The organism is Paenibacillus sp. JDR-2, from assembly GCF_000023585.1.
Classification (GTDB): domain Bacteria; phylum Bacillota; class Bacilli; order Paenibacillales; family Paenibacillaceae; genus Pristimantibacillus.
In genome coordinates this window covers 6,837,181-6,852,251 of the sequence record NC_012914.1, presented here as the reverse complement: position 1 = coordinate 6,852,251, position 15,071 = coordinate 6,837,181, and the positions used below count along the sequence as shown (strand labels likewise).

The window sequence follows — 15,071 nt, the reverse complement described above, 5'->3', positions numbered from 1 at the left end:
TGGATATAGGCGTCATTCTCTCCAGCTAAAAATCTGGCAGAATATCAGCGCCTCCCGCTCAGCACACTTATGGATGTACCAAATATCCGAGGGAGGTCTTCGCCAATGAAAAAGACATTGTTCTCAACGCTGTGCGCCGCAACTATTGTGATGTCCGCCGCTTCCGTACCAGCCTTTGCCGCTTCCGCCAAAGATGAAGTTGCAACGGATAACTTCCGCAGCACGCATTACGGTTCCACGACTTACGGCACTTACGGTACGGACGGCAACAGCACAACGCCTAGCCGTACGAACAATTACAATGGAACATTAAACGGAACGAACGGCTTCGGCACAAACAGCTACGGTATGAACACTTATGGCACCAACCCGTACGGCACGAACAACTACAGCACCACCAATGGTTACGGATTAAACAATTACGGCACTTATAGTACAAACAATGGCTACAATCCTAACCGGAACAGCTTCATTGGCAATACAAACCGGATGAACAGCTATAGTACGACAGGTACTACAGGTACGGTTACAGGAACGCGTGCCCTAACAAATGGCAATTACCGTACTTTGGCAACCACGAATGACCGCACTAATAATTGGGGTTGGCTTGGCCTTCTTGGTCTAGTCGGATTGTTCGGCCTCAGAAGCCGCGATCGCGAACGCACCTAATCGCTAAAAGTTGATTATTGAACTCATAAAATTAAGCAAAGCCCTGCTCAGTGAGCAGGGCTTTTTGTAGGATTGACGAATACATCAGATACATATAGACTGGGAGGAATTTCTTTGTACACGAACCATATGGAAAGGAGGAGTCGTGATGTGGGAAAGATTGCTGCCTGGCGAGCAGGCTATGGATGCTTTAAGATCGCCGTTATTTGTCACAGACGAGGTAAAGATGAATTTGCTGCACCGGATATGCGAAATGAGCCAGTCGGTCATCTATAGAGCCGCAGGGGGCTCCGCGATTTTTGCCGGTTCGCCTGGTCATAATGCCTGGTTGTGGGTGGATGAGGCACTTCCGGAAGAGGCAAGACTCCTTCTCCTTAAAGCCCTGGTGAGGCTCACCGGACATTCGCTTCGAGGAATTACGGCGGAGCCTAGGCATGCCAAGCTGTTTGCGGAGCTGTACGCTGTCCGATACCGTGTGCGCCCCGAGTATAAAATGGGGATGGAAGCTTATTATTGTCCGGATATCCGGTACCCGTCGGCAGTGAAGGGGGAGCTGCGGCCAACCGTTGCCTCGGACGCTCCGCTAATCGCGGATTTTATGGCCGGCTTTGCGGAAAGCGCCTATGGCTACAAGGTTCATCCGGCAAGCCAATTGCCCACGGCGGAAAATACGATTGCAACAGGCAATCTATACATATGGATCGTTGATCAAATGCCGGTATCGATGGCGCATATCGCTCACCGTTCTCCAAGCCATGCCCGCATTAATTATGTCTACACGCCGCTGGAGCTGCGCAAGCAAGGGTTTGCAAGCGCGACGGTTGCCGCCTGCTGCGGCCTGATCGTGCAAGAAAACCGGATCCCCATGCTGTATGCGGATTTGACCAACCCCGATTCCAATAAGGTGTATCAGAATATCGGCTTTGTGGAAAGCGGCAAGGTAGCCGACGTCAAGTTCGTATCCTAAAGACAAAACCCTCTCCGGCTTAAGCGGAGAGGGTTTGCTGTTGCTACCGTGAACCACGGTAGCTTTCCGGCGGGCCAAGATAGCTGGGCTTTAAGCCGCCGGTATCGATCACGATTTTTTGCAGGACAACGATTGGATCAACCATCCATATTTTTAGCTTATGATAACCGGTCTCCGGGAGCGTATGCTTCGTTACGACCGAGCGGATATTCAGAATAACGCTTTGCTCCCAATCGGGCTCCGAATAGCCGCCTTCGTTGGTTAGGCCGATTGCGCTTGCCACTTGAACGGGGCCGTCGTCAAACGAAACGCCAAGCCGTAAGCCTTGTCCAGGAATAAAGTCGATCGTTGGAGCGATCAGGGCGGTTACGGTAAGCTCGCCCGGCGTAGTCAGGTATACTTCGTATTCCAAACAAGGAGATGCGTCTGGCTCGGGTATGGGGGTCGAAGGGACAGTTACCGGAAATACCGCCATGGAAGACAAGGTTCTGCCGTAATTCGGAATGACCTGCCAGCTTGCTCCGCCGCCTTCGTTGTTCGTGCTGTAATGCTCCGCCTCGATAGAGATATATCCGTTAGTCTCCATAAAACCGGTCAAGGCTTCGCGGGAAGGCGATGCCGGATTCATGACGTGAATCATGACGGAGAAAGCTTTGCTGGTTAGCAGATCAATTAAGGTGATGCTTCCGGTGATTTTATCGCTGAGCGGCACCTCGTTCCAATCGATCTCTATCCATAGTCGTTCTTCGATTTCAACGCTGCCAGTCGTGCGGCTTAACTTGATCCAAGGCAGATCGGCTCTCGCGCAGAAGTTGAACGCGTCCGTTCCCTGGTTGAACAGATCGATATAACGGCTTTCCCTCGTGTACGTGTCGAAGGAAAGGGCAGGAAGCTGCGGGTCACGCGGCCATGCCAGCTCCGAGCCTTCGACAGCAACGCCTAATCCCGATTTTTCGCGTGTCAGCTTAACCGTTCCAACCTCCGGCATAATGTGTTCCTCCGGCTGGTTCCAGTACGTATAGCCGATATGAAGCTGATCCATCATATGGTTCCATTTGCCGCTTGCGATCTCGTGATTATACATAAAGGTGAGCGAGGCATCAGCTTCGAATAGCTGCTTGGCGAGCTTAGCCTCAATGTTCGCTGAAGCCCGTCCCTGGGCGGCATACAGCTTGCTCCTCGCGACGCGGATATACATCTCGAGTACCTGGGCAGATGCTTTGGCCGGATAGAGCACCGTCTGGAAGAAGGCGTCTTTGGCTGCAGCAGGAATGTCCCGATACACCTGCTCGGCCAGCTTGACGGTCCCATGAAGCTCGGCCAGAAGGTTGTCCGCCTCTTTATAATGCACGGAGCTGTATAGCGAAACGGCGTTTAGCAGCTCCGGCTTCAGCCTTCCGTTCCATTTGGAATACCGGTTAATGATAAGCGCGGCCTCTTCCGCATAGATGGAGCCGAATTGCCGCTCCGCCCAACCGATGCTGTAGTCTCCGATGTTGTCCTTATTCCATTCGTCCATGTTCCATGCCATCCGAAGAAAGAACTCCAGCTGGCATTCCATCGGCTTCAAATCGCCGACGTTCAGTATCCAAATCCGGTCTGCGCCGTACTCGTAGGCTTTGTGCATCTGCTCCCAAATTTTCTCTAGCGGCACTGTATTAACCCATTTATAGGAACGCGGACCACCCATGTAGTCTAGATGGTAGTAGATGCCCGCCCCTCCGGAACGGCGCCGCTCCTCTTCGGCGGGTACTCTGCGCAGATTCCCATGATTGTCGTCGGACCACAAAAGCGTAATGTCATCCGGCACGCGCATGCCGTTCTCGTAATATTCCTGAACCTCTTTATACAATGCCCATAACTGCGGAACTTCCGAGGGATCGGTCTGCATCTGCTCGCCAATAATATGGCGCTGGTCCTGGACGATCCGCTGAAGCAGTTCGATTTTCTCCCGGAACGAGAGTTGACCTCCCATTGCCTCATCGCCGTCTCCCCGCATCCCAAGCGAAATGACATTCTCGTAGCCGGCGCTCCGGCGAATGCCTTCCTCCCAAAACTTGTAGAGCACTTCCTCATTAATGCAATAATCCCAAGGCCCTTGCTTATGTTTCTTCCAGTCGCCATGCGGACGCTGCATAGGCTCGTGGTGGGAGGTGCTGATTACGATGCCATACATATCCGCAACCGCGGGATTCAGCTCGTCATCTTCGTAAAAGGTATTATCCCACATGGCCGGCCACAGATAGTTAGCCTTGAGTCGGAGCAGCAGCTCGAATACGTGTTCATAAAAATTGTGCTTGAAGTCCCCGAAGTTCTCCCGGACCCAGGCCATAAGAGAAGGACCTTCGTCATTCAAGAAAATACCTCTGTATTTGACGGATGGCTCGCCTTGTTTGTAAATGCCGTTGCGGAACATTAATGCCGTTCGTTTGCGGACCGGAGCATCAGCCCAATAATACCAAGGCGATACGCCAATCTGCTCGCAAATATCGTAAATGCCGTAGATCGTGCCTCGTTTATCGCTTCCCGCGATGATAAGAGCTTCGTGCACGCCCGGCAGAGGATTAGCAACCGTCTGCAGCACAAAGGACTCCCATTTGCCCGTCAGACTGGCGGCATCCAGTTTTCCTTCCGCGATAAGCTTCTCGATCAGGGCGGACTTTCCGATTGTGCCTATAATAACCGTGCTGTACTTCAGCTCTTCTGCCTGACGAATGATTTGCGGTTTCGTTTGCGTGACTTTATAAATATCCTGTTGCAAGTCTGATACTGCCCGGATAACACCTGCGTAATCTTGTTCGGATACGTAAATATCGGCCGCCTTCCCATCATGGGAAAGCGGAAAATGGCCTTCGTGATAACTGAATGCGATATAGTTGTCGTTCAGCATGCCAAGACCCCCGTTCAATAAATGTAATGAAAGCGACATCATTATATAACAAGGGTTCCGGAGAAAAATCAGGGTTGGCGCAACATGTTTAATTTTCACGATAAACTCTTTAATTTTTTAAATCGAAAAGGCGCCGTATGAAATTTTGAATTGGGGAATAGTAAGGCGTGGAAATACAATTTAATGAGAATAGGAAGGTGTAGTAACAAATGAAATGGGATTGGATGTTGTCTTCCCGTGAGGGCGAGAATAAAGGGAAGGCTAAAAAGGCCGGAAAAATTCTGGGTGCGGTTGTTTTGTCTGCTGCACTTATGTTTGGCGGTGCCGGAACGACTCTTGCGGTCGGCAAAGGAGCCAAAGGACCGGACATCTATGTTATTCAAGGGATGCTTAAGGGAATCGGCAGCTATTCCGGCAAAATCAACGGTTATTATGACAATACAACCGTAAGAGGCGTCAAGCATTATCAAAAAACGCATGGCCTTCCAGTGACTGGCTCGGTAGATTCGAAAACATTCCAGTCGATTACTTACTCGTACAACACGGCAAAATACGGTAAGAAGGTAAGCGCTAAAGGCGTTGGCAAAGCTAGAGGTCTTGGCGTTGGTCAAGGCGGCGGCGCAGGAGCTGGCGGCGGCGCAGGAGCTGGTGGCGGCGCAGGAGCTGGCGGCGGCGCAGGAGCTGGCGGCGGCGCAGGAGCTGGTGGCGGCGCAGGAGCTGGTGGCGGCGGCGGAGCAGGCGGCGGCGCAGGAGCTGGCGGCGGCGGCGGAGCTGGCGGCGGCGCAGGAGCTGGTGGCGGCGCAGGAGCTGGCGGCGGCGCAGGAGCTGGTGGCGGCGGCGGAGCAGGCGGCGGCGCAGGTATCGGTGGTGGCGCAGGCGGCGGCAAAGGCTTTGGCGGCGGAGGCGGCCAAATGCAGGAAGGCGGCAAAGGCGGTAAAGGCTTTGGCGGCGGAGGCGGCCAAATGCAAGAAGGCGGCAAAGGCGGTAAAGGCTTTGGCGGCGGAGGCGGCCAAATGCAGGAAGGCGGCAAAGGCAACAAAGGCTTTGGCGGCGGTGGAACTGGCGGTACGGGCGGCGGCAAAGGAATCGGCGGTGGCGGTACCGGCGGCAGCAATGGCGGCGGCAACAACATCGCGCCTAACAATCAAGCGCCTAACGCAGCACCAAATCCGGCGCCTAACAAAGCGCCAAGCGAAAATTCCGCACCTAATATGCGTTAAACCTCGCATAGAGGAACCTAGAAATAAAGGGGTTGTCCGGCATGCTGGACAGCCCCTTCAAAAGTTTTTTTCAAAAACCTCTTTACATTTGCCTCGAAATAAAGTATCTTAAAATCAAGATAAACGAAAGCGAGGCGAGCAAATGGAAAAGGAAAAAGATGATTCGCTTGATCTTTACATCGCGCTTGCCAGAGCAAGCCAATGGGTGAACGCGCATGCCGACCGGGATATCCGCAAGCATGGCCTTAACCGGACCGAGTTCGGAGTGCTGGAGCTTCTGTATCACAAAGGGCCGCAGCCCTTGCAGCAAATCGGCGAGAAGGTGCTGATGAGCAGCGGCAATATCACTTACGTCATCGATAAGCTGGAGAAGAAAGGCTTCGTCAGCCGCAGAGCTTCAACCGAAGACCGGAGGCTGATTTACGCTGAAATTACCCAAGCAGGGACACGGTTTATAGAAGAAGTGTTCCCGCAGCATACCCTCGTAATTGAGGGAGCGGTTGGAGGACTGACAGCGGAAGAGAAGCAGGTTGCAAGCCTGCTGCTCAAGAAATTAGGCAAGTTCGCGCAGACGACCTTCAAATAGAGTTGGTCGTAGCATATACATCAAGTCAGGCCTTATATCTTAAATTAAAGATTCTTAAACTAACCCATTAGGAGAGTGGAAATAATGACAAATCAACGTACAGCAGGTATCCATCATATTACGGCTTTCGTAAAACATCCTCAGGTGACTACAGACTTTTACGCAGGGGTGCTTGGTCTGCGTCTCGTGAAAAAAACAATCAACTTTGATGCACCTGAAGTGTACCATCTGTACTTCGGCGACCAAGCCGGCAGCCCTGGCACAATTATCACGTTCTTCCCTTGGGAAAACTCCCGTAAAGGCGTTGTAGGCGGCGGTCAGGTAGGTTACACCACTTATGTCGTGCCTGAAGGTACCCTGGGCTTCTGGAAAGAACGCCTTGCGAAATTCCGGATCGAATTCAATGAGACCTCACGCTTTGGCGAGCAGTACCTGCAATTCGCCGATCCGGACGGCTTGCTTGTAGAGCTGGTAGCGCGCGAAGAAGGTCCAAGAAGCACATGGTCGTTTGGCGGCGTATCGGCCGATAATGCGATCAAAGGCTTTGGAGGCGCTATTCTGTACAGTACCAATCCGGCGGCAACCGCGCAATTGCTGGAGCATGTAATGGGTCTGTCGAAAGTGGATGAAGAGAACGGTCTGGCACGTTACCAATCGTTTGGCGAACTGGGCAACATCATCGACGTGAATACGGAGCCAATGGCAGCCGGTCATGGCGGTCACGGTACCGTTCACCATATCGCCTGGAGAGCAAAAGACGATGCCGAGCATCTCACTTGGCAGCAACATATAGCAGCGAACGGCTTCCAGCCAACCCCAATCGTCGACCGTCAGTACTTTAATGCGCTCTACTTCCGCGAGCAAGGCGGCATACTGTTCGAGATCGCTACGGATCCTCCGGGATTCGCCCGTGACGAAGATCCTGAACATCTTGGCGAACAGCTGATGCTGCCGGCATGGTACGAGCAACACCGTGCAACTCTGGAGCAGCTGCTCACACCGTTTGATGTACGGGTAATGGAACTGGATCGTTAATATTAGGCGACAATTCATCTTAGGAGGTTTATACCATGAAGCATATATTCAAACAGGGGACGAATCCGGCGGCGCCGGTCCTCGTCCTGTTCCACGGCACAGGCGGCACAGAGCATGACCTGCTGCCGCTTGCAGCAGCTTTTTCGCCGGAGTCGTCCGTACTCAGCATCCGGGGCAATGTATCCGAGAACGGAATGTCGCGTTATTTCCGCCGGATTGCGGAAGGCGTATTCGATCTGGAGGATCTAGTGTTCCGGACAAAAGAGCTGAATGATTTTCTTGACCGGGCGGCAGAGGAGTACGGGTTCGATCGCCGTAACCTGGTAGCCGTGGGTTACTCCAACGGCGCTAATATCGCGGGCAGCTTGCTGTTCCATTACAAAGACTCGCTGCGCGGGGCAATCCTGCATCATCCGATGGTACCGATCCGGGGTCTTGAATTGCCGGATCTGTCCGGAGTGCCGGTATTTATGGGGGCAGGGGAGAATGATCCGATCTGCTCGCCCGAGGAGACTAACGAGCTGGAAGCCTTGCTTGGCGGTGCGGGCGCAGCGGTAGACGTGCATTGGGAACGGTTCGGTCATCAGCTTACCCGTTCCGAGGTAGCTGCGGCGGCAGCTTGGTATAAAGACCATTTCTAAGACAGGGGAGGCGGCGGATTCATGATCCGGATTGATGCAGAAAACTTAAGCGAGCGGGAGAATTACAAGCTGCTTACGGGTACGGTTGTTCCAAGGCCGATTGCCCTGGTAACGACCTTATCCGAGGATGGCGTGCTGAACGCAGCGCCATTCAGTTATTTCAATATCGTGACGGCTGATCCGCCGCTGATCTCCGTATCCGTGCAACGCAAAAGAGGTATCCGGAAGGATACCTCTCGTCATGCCGTCGCAAGAGGTGAGTTTGTCGTTCACATTGCGGATGAATCGTATGTGGAAAAGCTGAATGCTACGGCAGCCAGCCTGCCGCCGGAAGAGAGCGAGGTTGCTCTCGCCGGACTGACGGCGGTTCCTAGCGAACGCATTTCCGTTCCCGGCATTGCGGATGCCAAGGTCCGGCTGGAATGCGTGCTGGAGCAGGCGATTCCGCTTGGCGGAACGGCCGATGCTCCAGCTGCCGACCTGTTGATCGGCCGTGTTATCCGCTACCATCTCCATGAATCCATCGCGGATGAACGGAACCATATCGATGCGTCGGTGCTTCAGCCGGTCAGCCGTCTTGCAGGCGCTTCGTATGCGAAGCTTGGCGAGCTGTTCGAAGTAGAGCGGCCTTCGTAATTACTCTTGTCCGCGTGCCTCGAAGCTTTTGATAACCTCGACAATCACCTGCACGGATTTAACCATGTTATCGATGGAGACATATTCAAATTTGCCGTGGTAGTTCTCGCCGCCGGTGAAAATATTCGGAGTCGGCAGGCCCATATACGACAGCTGTGAGCCATCGGTACCACCGCGAATCGGCTTGATAAGCGGCTTGATATCCAGGCTTTCCATCGCTTCGCGGGCGATTTCGACGATATGGAATACCGGCTCGATTTTGTCGCGCATGTTATAGTACTGATCTTTCAGCTCGAGTACGATGCTGTTGGGACCATGAATAGCTTTTAGCTCCTCAACGATCCGGGAGATATTCGCTTTCTTCGCTTCGAATTTCTCGCGGTTATGATCGCGGATGATGTAGGACATCTTAGTTTGTTCCACATCGCCCTGCAGTGTGTTCAGATGATAGAAGCCTTCATAGCCTTCGGTAAGCTCAGGCGCTTCGGCAGCCGGAAGACGGCTGTGAAGGTCCATGGCGATTTTCATCGAGTTGACCATTTTGCCTTTGGCCGTGCCCGGATGGACATTGGTGCCGTTGACGGTAATTTTGGCACCCGCCGCGTTAAAGCTCTCGTATTCCAGCTCGCCCAGCGGGCCGCCATCGACGGTATAGGCATATTTGGCGCCAAATGCAGCGACGTCAAAGCGATGCGGGCCGCGGCCGATCTCTTCATCCGGCGTGAAAGCAACGCGGATTTTGCCATGCTTGATGTCCGGATTCGCGATCAGATAGGCCATGGCTGTCATGATCTCGGCAATACCGGCCTTGTTATCGGCGCCAAGCAGCGTTGTGCCGTCCGTCGTCATAAGCGTATGGCCTTTGTATTGGCTTAACTCCGGGAAATCCTTCGTCGACAGCACGACGCCAAGCGCTTCGTTCAGCGTAATGTCGCCGCCTTCATATTCAACGAGCTGCGGCTTTACGTTTTTGCCGGTAAAGTCGGTTGCTGTATCTACGTGTGCCAGGAAGCCGATGGTGGGCACCTGTTTATCTGTGTTAGCCGGCAGAGTTGCCATTACGTAACCGTTCGGGTCGATTGTTACCTCTTGCATCCCGATCGAGTTGAGCTCTTCAACAAGCTGGTTCGCAAGCGTAAGCTGGCCCGGCGTAGATGGGCAGGTCTCGCTCTCGTCATTGGATTGGGTATCGACGATGACATACGAGGTCAGTCGTTTAATAATTTCTTCTTTCATTTGTTCCGGCTCCTTTCGGGTATCTTGCTTATGTTCCCATTATAAAGGAGTAGAAAGCAGAAATCGAATAACCGCAGACGGCAGCAAGGGCTGCTCCTTATGGTCATGGCGACCAGGGAGCAGCCCTTGCTGCGTGTGAACCGCTTATTCGCCGAGCAGCTGCTCGGTCAGCTGGTTGGCGGCTTTGGCCGTGGATACGCCATGCTTGTCGGACCAGTCGAATACGTTCGTCAGCGTGCGGGAGATCTGTTCGACGCGGCTTCTGGCGTAGGACGGGGAGTTGTCGTTCAACTCGGCGGCGGTCACGATGATTCCGCCGGCGTTGATCACATAGTCCGGCGCATACAGGATGCCCCGCTGATGCAGCACATCGCCATGGCGCTCCTCCGCCAGTTGATTGTTGGCCGCTCCGGCAACAATCCGGCATTGAAGCTGCGGGATACTCGCATCGTTAATGATGCCGCCAAGCGCGCAAGGGGCGTAGATATCGCACAGCTCATGCACGATTTGATCCACGCCGACGGCCCGGGCACCGTAATGCTGCACGGCCTTCCGGACGAGCTCGTCGTTCAGGTCGGTTACGACCAGCTTAGCTCCTGCAAGCGCCAGGTAACGACAGAGGAACATGCCGACTTTTCCGAGTCCCTGAACCGCAACGACTTTGCCGGACAGGCTTTCCGAGCCGTCCATTTTTTTCAGGGAGGCCTTCATTGCCAGAAAGACGCCGTAAGCGGTCATATCCGCCGTAAAGGTACCCGCTGCGCCTAGTGATCCTGAGATATCGGTGACGTACCGCGTCTCCTGGAACACCCAGTCCATATCGGCTGAAGTCGTTCCCACATCCATGCCGGTAATATACTCACCCTGCAGCCGATTAATAAACCGCCCGAAGGCACGGAACAGCCGTTCGTTTTTGTCTTTGCCCGGATCTCCGATAATAACCGCTTTGCCTCCGCCGAAGGGCAGCTCCGCCATCGCCGATTTATAAGTCATGCCGCGGGCCAGCCTGACGGCATCTATGATTGCATCCTCCACGGAAGGGTAGTTCCACATTCTGCAGCCCCCAAGCCCGGGGCCAAGCTTTGTGCTATGGATTGCGATAACTGCGGTAAGTCCGCTTCGCGCATCATGGATTACCTCAAGCCGTTCATAGTCATCAAGGTTTAACAAGCTCCGCAAATCCATATAAAAATCCCCCTTGTCTGGCAGTCCAGCAGCATTGGTATTACCGTTGTATTCAACAGCAACAGCCGATGACACTGGATACCCGGATAAGGGGGAGCAAAAATCAGACGGTCGATCTGCGGATCAGCGCGAACGAGACGATGGCGAAGATAAGAATGATCGGCAGGAACCATAGCGAAAGCTCGAAGGCCGTCAGATCTATAAACCAGTTCGCGATCTCATCCCACCAGTCTTTGGAGATAATGAGGACCATCATAATGGTTGTGGCCAGCAGGCAGGCCAATGTCAGGACGAATAAGCCAATCGCCCGGAATTTCCGGAACACGCTGCCGATCGTGAATCCCCAGAAGAAGAGCAGAGCAAGGGTCAGGAAGTTAAAGATAAACTGCTGAACAATATTGCCGTCCGTCAAAAAGGGAAGATGGAAGAAGTGTAGTCCCGTGCCCCAGAAGTTGGTCGCTTTCTCGATTGCGCTGAGCAGCAACAGGATAATTGCCATGAAACAGCTGGAGATCAACGCGTGTAAGACTGTGCCCGAGTAATAGTCGGTCCGCCGGACGCTAAAGCTGATCGCAAAAGGAAAGGTTTGCGGGAGAACGATGATGCCAAGCACAAGCATGTAGATAAAGATGGACATCAGGCCGCCGGTGTAAATCTCGACGCCGCTCAGGAACCCGACGATCAGATTGATCACAAAGCTGGAGCCAAGAATCATGAACGGGATGATCAGCCAAGCGAACTTGTCGCGTTGATGCATTTTCAGTACATTGCCAATTCGGTTCATTTACGGGAGCCTCCTTTAACATCCGTTTTTTTGCTCGTTAACTGAACGATCATCTGCTGCAAGGAAATCGGGGCTATCGCTAGGCCAAGAGCATCGGCTTTCTTCCGCTCCTGTTCGGACAACCTGCCGGTAATGCCCACTGTCAGAAGAGCACCGAAAGGTTCTCGCGAAATGACGGTTTTGCCGGCAATAAAGCTTTCCACCGCGGTTGACGTACCCGCCACGGAATAAGCGGAGCCGCGCAGCTCTTCAGCATCTTCATTAATAAGAACCTCGCCTCCGTCGATGACGATAATATGCTCGAGCAGACGGCTTACTTCATCGATCAGATGCGTCGACAGGATGATCGTCCGCGGCTTCTCGGAATAGTCCTCAATCAGCCGGTCATAGAACAAGGCTCTGGCAACGGCGTCGAGACCCAGGTACGGTTCGTCAAAAATCGTAAGCGGAGCGCGGCTGGCCAGCCCGACGATAATGCCGACGGAAGAGTGCATGCCGCGGGACAGCTTTTTCATCTTGCGCTTCAGCGGCAGCTGAAAGTCTTTGACCAGTTCCTTCGCAAACTCTCTATCCCAGTTCGGGAACAGGGAGGAGGACAACTCCAGCACATCGTTTACCGTGTAGTTATCCGGATACTTCTGGCTTTCCTTAATGAAGCAGATTTGGCTGAGCACGCGGGAGTTCTCGTACGGCTCTTCGCCGAATACCTTCAGCACGCCGCTTGTGGCGAACAGCTGAGCGGTAATCATATGCATAATCGTGGTTTTGCCGGCGCCGTTTCTTCCCAGCAGGCCGTAAATTTTGTCCGCCTCAAGCTTGAACGACACCTCGTTAACGGCCGTAACATTCCCGTACGATTTGGTTAAACGACTTACCTCAACAACGTTGCTCATTATTTGGCCTCCCCTCTCCGAATCATTTCCGTTAATTGATCCGCCGAAATGCCGAGCTTCTCGGCTTCCCGCATCATGGTTACGACGTATTGCTCGAAAAATTGCTCCTTGCGTTTCTCGACCAGTACGGCACGCGCGCCTGTGGCTACAAACATCCCAATCCCTCTTTTCTTATACAAGATTCCTTCGTCCACCAGCAGGTTGACGCCCTTCGCGGCTGTAGCGGGGTTAATCTGATAAAAGGAGGCGAATTCGTTCTTCGAAGGGACCTGCGATTCCTCCGGAAGCCTACCTTGAATGATGTCGTCTTCGATTCGTTCTGCAATTTGTACAAAGATAGGGCGACTATCGTCGATGATTATGGTCATATGGTTTTCCTCACCTCTTGGCTACCTGAGTGGTTGGTTACTCATGTAATCAACTATACAAGAAGCGTTATACGGAGTCAATAGGCATTACAAAAAAAGGAGAAGACTTCCTGTTCGTAACAGAAAGTCTTCTCCTATTAGGTTGCGTCGTTCATCTTGCTCATCAGCGTCTGTACCTGGCTTCGAAGCGCGAAGATCTCTTCCGGCTCAACCGCCGTGCCTTCGAATAACCGCAGGGGTACGCAGGATGCTTTATCCTTAAGCGCCTGACCTTGCTCGGTTAGGCGGACGATCAAATGCCGTTCATCGGATTTATCCCGCGCCCTTGTCAGAAGCCCCATGGATTCCAGCTTCTTAAGCAGCGGCGTGAGCGTTCCGGAATCGAGAAGGAGCTTCACTCCGAGCTCCTTCACGGATACATTGTCCTGCTCCCACAGGGCAAGCATCGTAATGTATTGCGTATACGTAAGTCCAAGCTCGGCGAGTAAAGGACGGTACAGCTTCGTAATTTCTCTCGAGCAGGAATAAAAAGCAAAGCACAGCTGATTCTCCAGCTTTAGCAGTTCGTTGGTGTCCATAACGGCAGCAGCCCCTTTATTGATTTATCTTCTCTATATAAATTGTATGCAAATTAATTGGGTGACTGTATTGTAGCACCGCCTCTAAAACGTGTCAAAAAAGAAAAATTCGGTATTTGACATTGCTATATAAATTGCATACAATTTAATTAATAACAATTCATCTTAAAGGAGTTGCATCAAAGATGTCCTTATACAATATTGAAGTCAACACGATTAAAGGCGAGAAACAAACGCTAGCTCCGTACGAAGGCCAAGTGCTGCTAATCGTAAATACGGCGACCAAGTGCGGATTTGCTCCGCAGTTCAAAGGACTGCAGAAGCTTCATGACACGTACAAAGAGAAGGGCTTTGCGGTATTAGGCTTCCCGAGCAGCCAGTTTATGAATCAAGAGCTCGAGAATAACGCGGAGATCGCGCAGTCCTGCGAGCTGAACTTTGGCGTGAATTTCCCGCTCTACGCGAGAATCGACGTTAACGGAGACACTGCGCATCCCCTGTTCCAGAAGCTGAAGAAGGATGCACGAGGTATCCTTGGTTCGAAGCGCATTAAATGGAACTTTACGAAATTCCTTGTGAACAAGGAAGGCAAAGTCGTGAAGCGGTTTGGTCCAAACGTGACGCCGGAGCGAATTGATTCCGAGATCCAAGCCTTGCTTAGCAAGTAATTTTCCTGGAAAAAAGCCGGGCTTTGCGTATGGAACGCGAAAGCCCGGCTTTTTCTTCTAATAGGCAATACCCGCCTTCATTCTTACATACTGGCTGCTAAACAGCTGAGCATAGGCGAATTCGGCCGTGTCGCCTGTCGTAATCCGGGTCCCATTCTCCGGCAGGTAGCCGCGCTCTGACCGGTAGCCTCCTTCGGCCGGACCGTCCGGCAAATAAGTCGGGCAGACCAGCGTCCAATCCAGCTCTGATTCCTCCAGCAGCCGGAGCACCGCATGATGCTCCTCGGCGGCCCGGGTGAGCGTTCTTCTTGATTCGCTGGATTGATACCGCAGCAAGCCCGGTTCAGTCCGGCTATCCAGTACTCCCGCCGTGCCAATGGCGACAATCCGTTTGATCTCAAGCCGTTTCATGGCTTCGAGGATAAGCGGGAAGCTGTCCGATAAGAGGGAGCCGCCGTCGGTGCTTAATGCGCTGATGACGGCATCTGCCCCGGATACGGTTTCGGCGAGGGCCTCGGCGGAAGCCGCATTCCCTTCCGCGAGTGTCAGTCCTGGTGAGCTGTCCGCCAGCCCCTTTAATTTATCCGGTGTCCGCACAAGAGCTTTCACCGTATGTCCGTCGCGGAGCGCAAGAGCCGTAACCATACGTCCGACCCGGCCGGTTGCCCCGAAAATAGCGATTTTCATTTCAATCCCCTCCCTATATAATGAATTG

Annotated in this window: 16 protein-coding genes; 8 read left to right on the top strand and 8 right to left on the bottom strand. The window is 53.0% G+C overall.

All coding sequences use genetic code 11. The annotated features are described in order from the left end of the window. Positions 1-105 precede the first annotated feature (105 nt). Together PJDR2_RS33020 and PJDR2_RS30065 are read left to right on the top strand one after the other, a co-directional pair. Positions 106-669, top strand: a complete 564-nt coding sequence (locus PJDR2_RS33020; protein ID WP_015847519.1) for a WGxxGxxG-CTERM domain-containing protein — start codon at positions 106-108, stop codon at positions 667-669. A 148-nt stretch (positions 670-817) separates the two neighbouring features. Continuing rightward, positions 818-1,636 (top strand): GNAT family N-acetyltransferase, encoded by an 819-nt coding sequence (locus PJDR2_RS30065; protein WP_015847518.1) that lies wholly within the window; start codon positions 818-820, stop codon positions 1,634-1,636. A gap of 43 nt (positions 1,637-1,679) precedes the next feature. On the opposite strand, the gene PJDR2_RS30060 is transcribed toward PJDR2_RS30065, so the two are convergent. Further along, positions 1,680-4,526 carry a glycosyl hydrolase 115 family protein gene (locus PJDR2_RS30060; RefSeq protein WP_015847517.1) on the bottom strand — a complete coding sequence of 949 codons (2,847 nt, stop codon included), beginning with the start codon at positions 4,524-4,526 and terminating at the stop codon, positions 1,680-1,682. A 209-nt stretch (positions 4,527-4,735) separates the two neighbouring features. On the opposite strand from PJDR2_RS30060, the gene PJDR2_RS32215 reads away from it, so the two are divergent. The 5 genes from PJDR2_RS32215 (at position 4,736) to PJDR2_RS30035 (ending at position 8,644) form a co-directional block, all read left to right on the top strand. Beyond that, on the top strand, positions 4,736-5,746 hold the full coding sequence (locus PJDR2_RS32215) for a peptidoglycan-binding domain-containing protein (RefSeq protein WP_015847516.1): 1,011 nt from the start codon (positions 4,736-4,738) through the stop codon (positions 5,744-5,746). A gap of 142 nt (positions 5,747-5,888) precedes the next feature. Then, positions 5,889-6,332 carry a MarR family winged helix-turn-helix transcriptional regulator gene (locus tag PJDR2_RS30050; protein ID WP_015847515.1) on the top strand — a complete coding sequence of 148 codons (444 nt, stop codon included), beginning with the start codon at positions 5,889-5,891 and terminating at the stop codon, positions 6,330-6,332. 84 nt (positions 6,333-6,416) lie between these two features. Continuing rightward, on the top strand, positions 6,417-7,367 hold the full coding sequence (locus tag PJDR2_RS30045) for a VOC family protein (protein WP_015847514.1): 951 nt from the start codon (positions 6,417-6,419) through the stop codon (positions 7,365-7,367). A 35-nt stretch (positions 7,368-7,402) separates the two neighbouring features. Beyond that, positions 7,403-8,008: an alpha/beta hydrolase gene (locus PJDR2_RS30040; protein ID WP_015847513.1), complete on the top strand. Its 606-nt coding sequence runs from the start codon at positions 7,403-7,405 to the stop codon at positions 8,006-8,008. A 21-nt stretch (positions 8,009-8,029) separates the two neighbouring features. Beyond that, on the top strand, positions 8,030-8,644 hold the full coding sequence (locus tag PJDR2_RS30035) for a flavin reductase family protein (RefSeq protein WP_015847512.1): 615 nt from the start codon (positions 8,030-8,032) through the stop codon (positions 8,642-8,644). Here PJDR2_RS30035 and pepT read toward each other — a convergent pair whose 3' ends face one another. From pepT to PJDR2_RS30005, 6 genes are all read right to left on the bottom strand, one after another. After that, positions 8,645-9,880, bottom strand: coding sequence for a peptidase T (pepT, locus tag PJDR2_RS30030; protein ID WP_015847511.1), 1,236 nt, complete (start codon positions 9,878-9,880; stop codon positions 8,645-8,647). Between the two features lie 144 nt (positions 9,881-10,024). Then, positions 10,025-11,065: a Glu/Leu/Phe/Val family dehydrogenase gene (locus tag PJDR2_RS30025; protein ID WP_015847510.1), complete on the bottom strand. Its 1,041-nt coding sequence runs from the start codon at positions 11,063-11,065 to the stop codon at positions 10,025-10,027. Between the two features lie 103 nt (positions 11,066-11,168). Continuing rightward, on the bottom strand, positions 11,169-11,849 hold the full coding sequence (locus PJDR2_RS30020; protein WP_015847509.1) for a hypothetical protein: 681 nt from the start codon (positions 11,847-11,849) through the stop codon (positions 11,169-11,171). Next, entirely contained in the window at positions 11,846-12,742 is an 897-nt protein-coding gene (locus PJDR2_RS30015) for an ABC transporter ATP-binding protein (RefSeq protein WP_015847508.1), read from the bottom strand. Before PJDR2_RS30015 ends, PJDR2_RS30020 begins: the two co-directional genes overlap by 4 nt. Then, entirely contained in the window at positions 12,742-13,110 is a 369-nt protein-coding gene (locus tag PJDR2_RS30010; protein ID WP_015847507.1) for a GntR family transcriptional regulator, read from the bottom strand. The genes PJDR2_RS30015 and PJDR2_RS30010 overlap by 1 nt, the downstream gene beginning before the upstream one ends. A gap of 137 nt (positions 13,111-13,247) precedes the next feature. Next, positions 13,248-13,688, bottom strand: coding sequence for a MarR family winged helix-turn-helix transcriptional regulator (locus tag PJDR2_RS30005; RefSeq protein ID WP_015847506.1), 441 nt, complete (start codon positions 13,686-13,688; stop codon positions 13,248-13,250). A gap of 185 nt (positions 13,689-13,873) precedes the next feature. Between PJDR2_RS30005 and PJDR2_RS30000 the strand changes: the two genes are divergently transcribed. Further along, positions 13,874-14,356: a glutathione peroxidase gene (locus tag PJDR2_RS30000; RefSeq protein WP_015847505.1), complete on the top strand. Its 483-nt coding sequence runs from the start codon at positions 13,874-13,876 to the stop codon at positions 14,354-14,356. 57 nt (positions 14,357-14,413) lie between these two features. Here the strand turns inward: PJDR2_RS30000 and PJDR2_RS29995 are convergent, their stop codons facing one another. Then, complete coding sequence (locus tag PJDR2_RS29995) at positions 14,414-15,043, bottom strand: NAD(P)-dependent oxidoreductase (protein ID WP_015847504.1); 630 nt, start codon at positions 15,041-15,043, stop codon at positions 14,414-14,416. Between the last annotated feature and the right edge of the window lie 28 nt (positions 15,044-15,071).

Bases quoted from the DNA above. Each gene is read 5' to 3' on its own strand.
- PJDR2_RS33020 (WP_015847519.1), top strand. From the start codon at position 106: ATGAAAAAGACATTGTTCTCAACGCTGTGCGCCGCAACTATTGTGATG.
- PJDR2_RS30065 (WP_015847518.1), top strand. From the start codon at position 818: ATGTGGGAAAGATTGCTGCCTGGCGAGCAGGCTATGGATGCTTTAAGA.
- PJDR2_RS30060 (WP_015847517.1), bottom strand. From the start codon at position 4,526: ATGCTGAACGACAACTATATCGCATTCAGTTATCACGAAGGCCATTTT.
- PJDR2_RS32215 (WP_015847516.1), top strand. From the start codon at position 4,736: ATGAAATGGGATTGGATGTTGTCTTCCCGTGAGGGCGAGAATAAAGGG.
- PJDR2_RS30050 (WP_015847515.1), top strand. From the start codon at position 5,889: ATGGAAAAGGAAAAAGATGATTCGCTTGATCTTTACATCGCGCTTGCC.
- PJDR2_RS30045 (WP_015847514.1), top strand. From the start codon at position 6,417: ATGACAAATCAACGTACAGCAGGTATCCATCATATTACGGCTTTCGTA.
- PJDR2_RS30040 (WP_015847513.1), top strand. From the start codon at position 7,403: ATGAAGCATATATTCAAACAGGGGACGAATCCGGCGGCGCCGGTCCTC.
- PJDR2_RS30035 (WP_015847512.1), top strand. From the start codon at position 8,030: ATGATCCGGATTGATGCAGAAAACTTAAGCGAGCGGGAGAATTACAAG.
- pepT (WP_015847511.1), bottom strand. From the start codon at position 9,880: ATGAAAGAAGAAATTATTAAACGACTGACCTCGTATGTCATCGTCGAT.
- PJDR2_RS30025 (WP_015847510.1), bottom strand. From the start codon at position 11,065: ATGGATTTGCGGAGCTTGTTAAACCTTGATGACTATGAACGGCTTGAG.
- PJDR2_RS30020 (WP_015847509.1), bottom strand. From the start codon at position 11,849: ATGAACCGAATTGGCAATGTACTGAAAATGCATCAACGCGACAAGTTC.
- PJDR2_RS30015 (WP_015847508.1), bottom strand. From the start codon at position 12,742: ATGAGCAACGTTGTTGAGGTAAGTCGTTTAACCAAATCGTACGGGAAT.
- PJDR2_RS30010 (WP_015847507.1), bottom strand. From the start codon at position 13,110: ATGACCATAATCATCGACGATAGTCGCCCTATCTTTGTACAAATTGCA.
- PJDR2_RS30005 (WP_015847506.1), bottom strand. From the start codon at position 13,688: ATGGACACCAACGAACTGCTAAAGCTGGAGAATCAGCTGTGCTTTGCT.
- PJDR2_RS30000 (WP_015847505.1), top strand. From the start codon at position 13,874: ATGTCCTTATACAATATTGAAGTCAACACGATTAAAGGCGAGAAACAA.
- PJDR2_RS29995 (WP_015847504.1), bottom strand. From the start codon at position 15,043: ATGAAAATCGCTATTTTCGGGGCAACCGGCCGGGTCGGACGTATGGTT.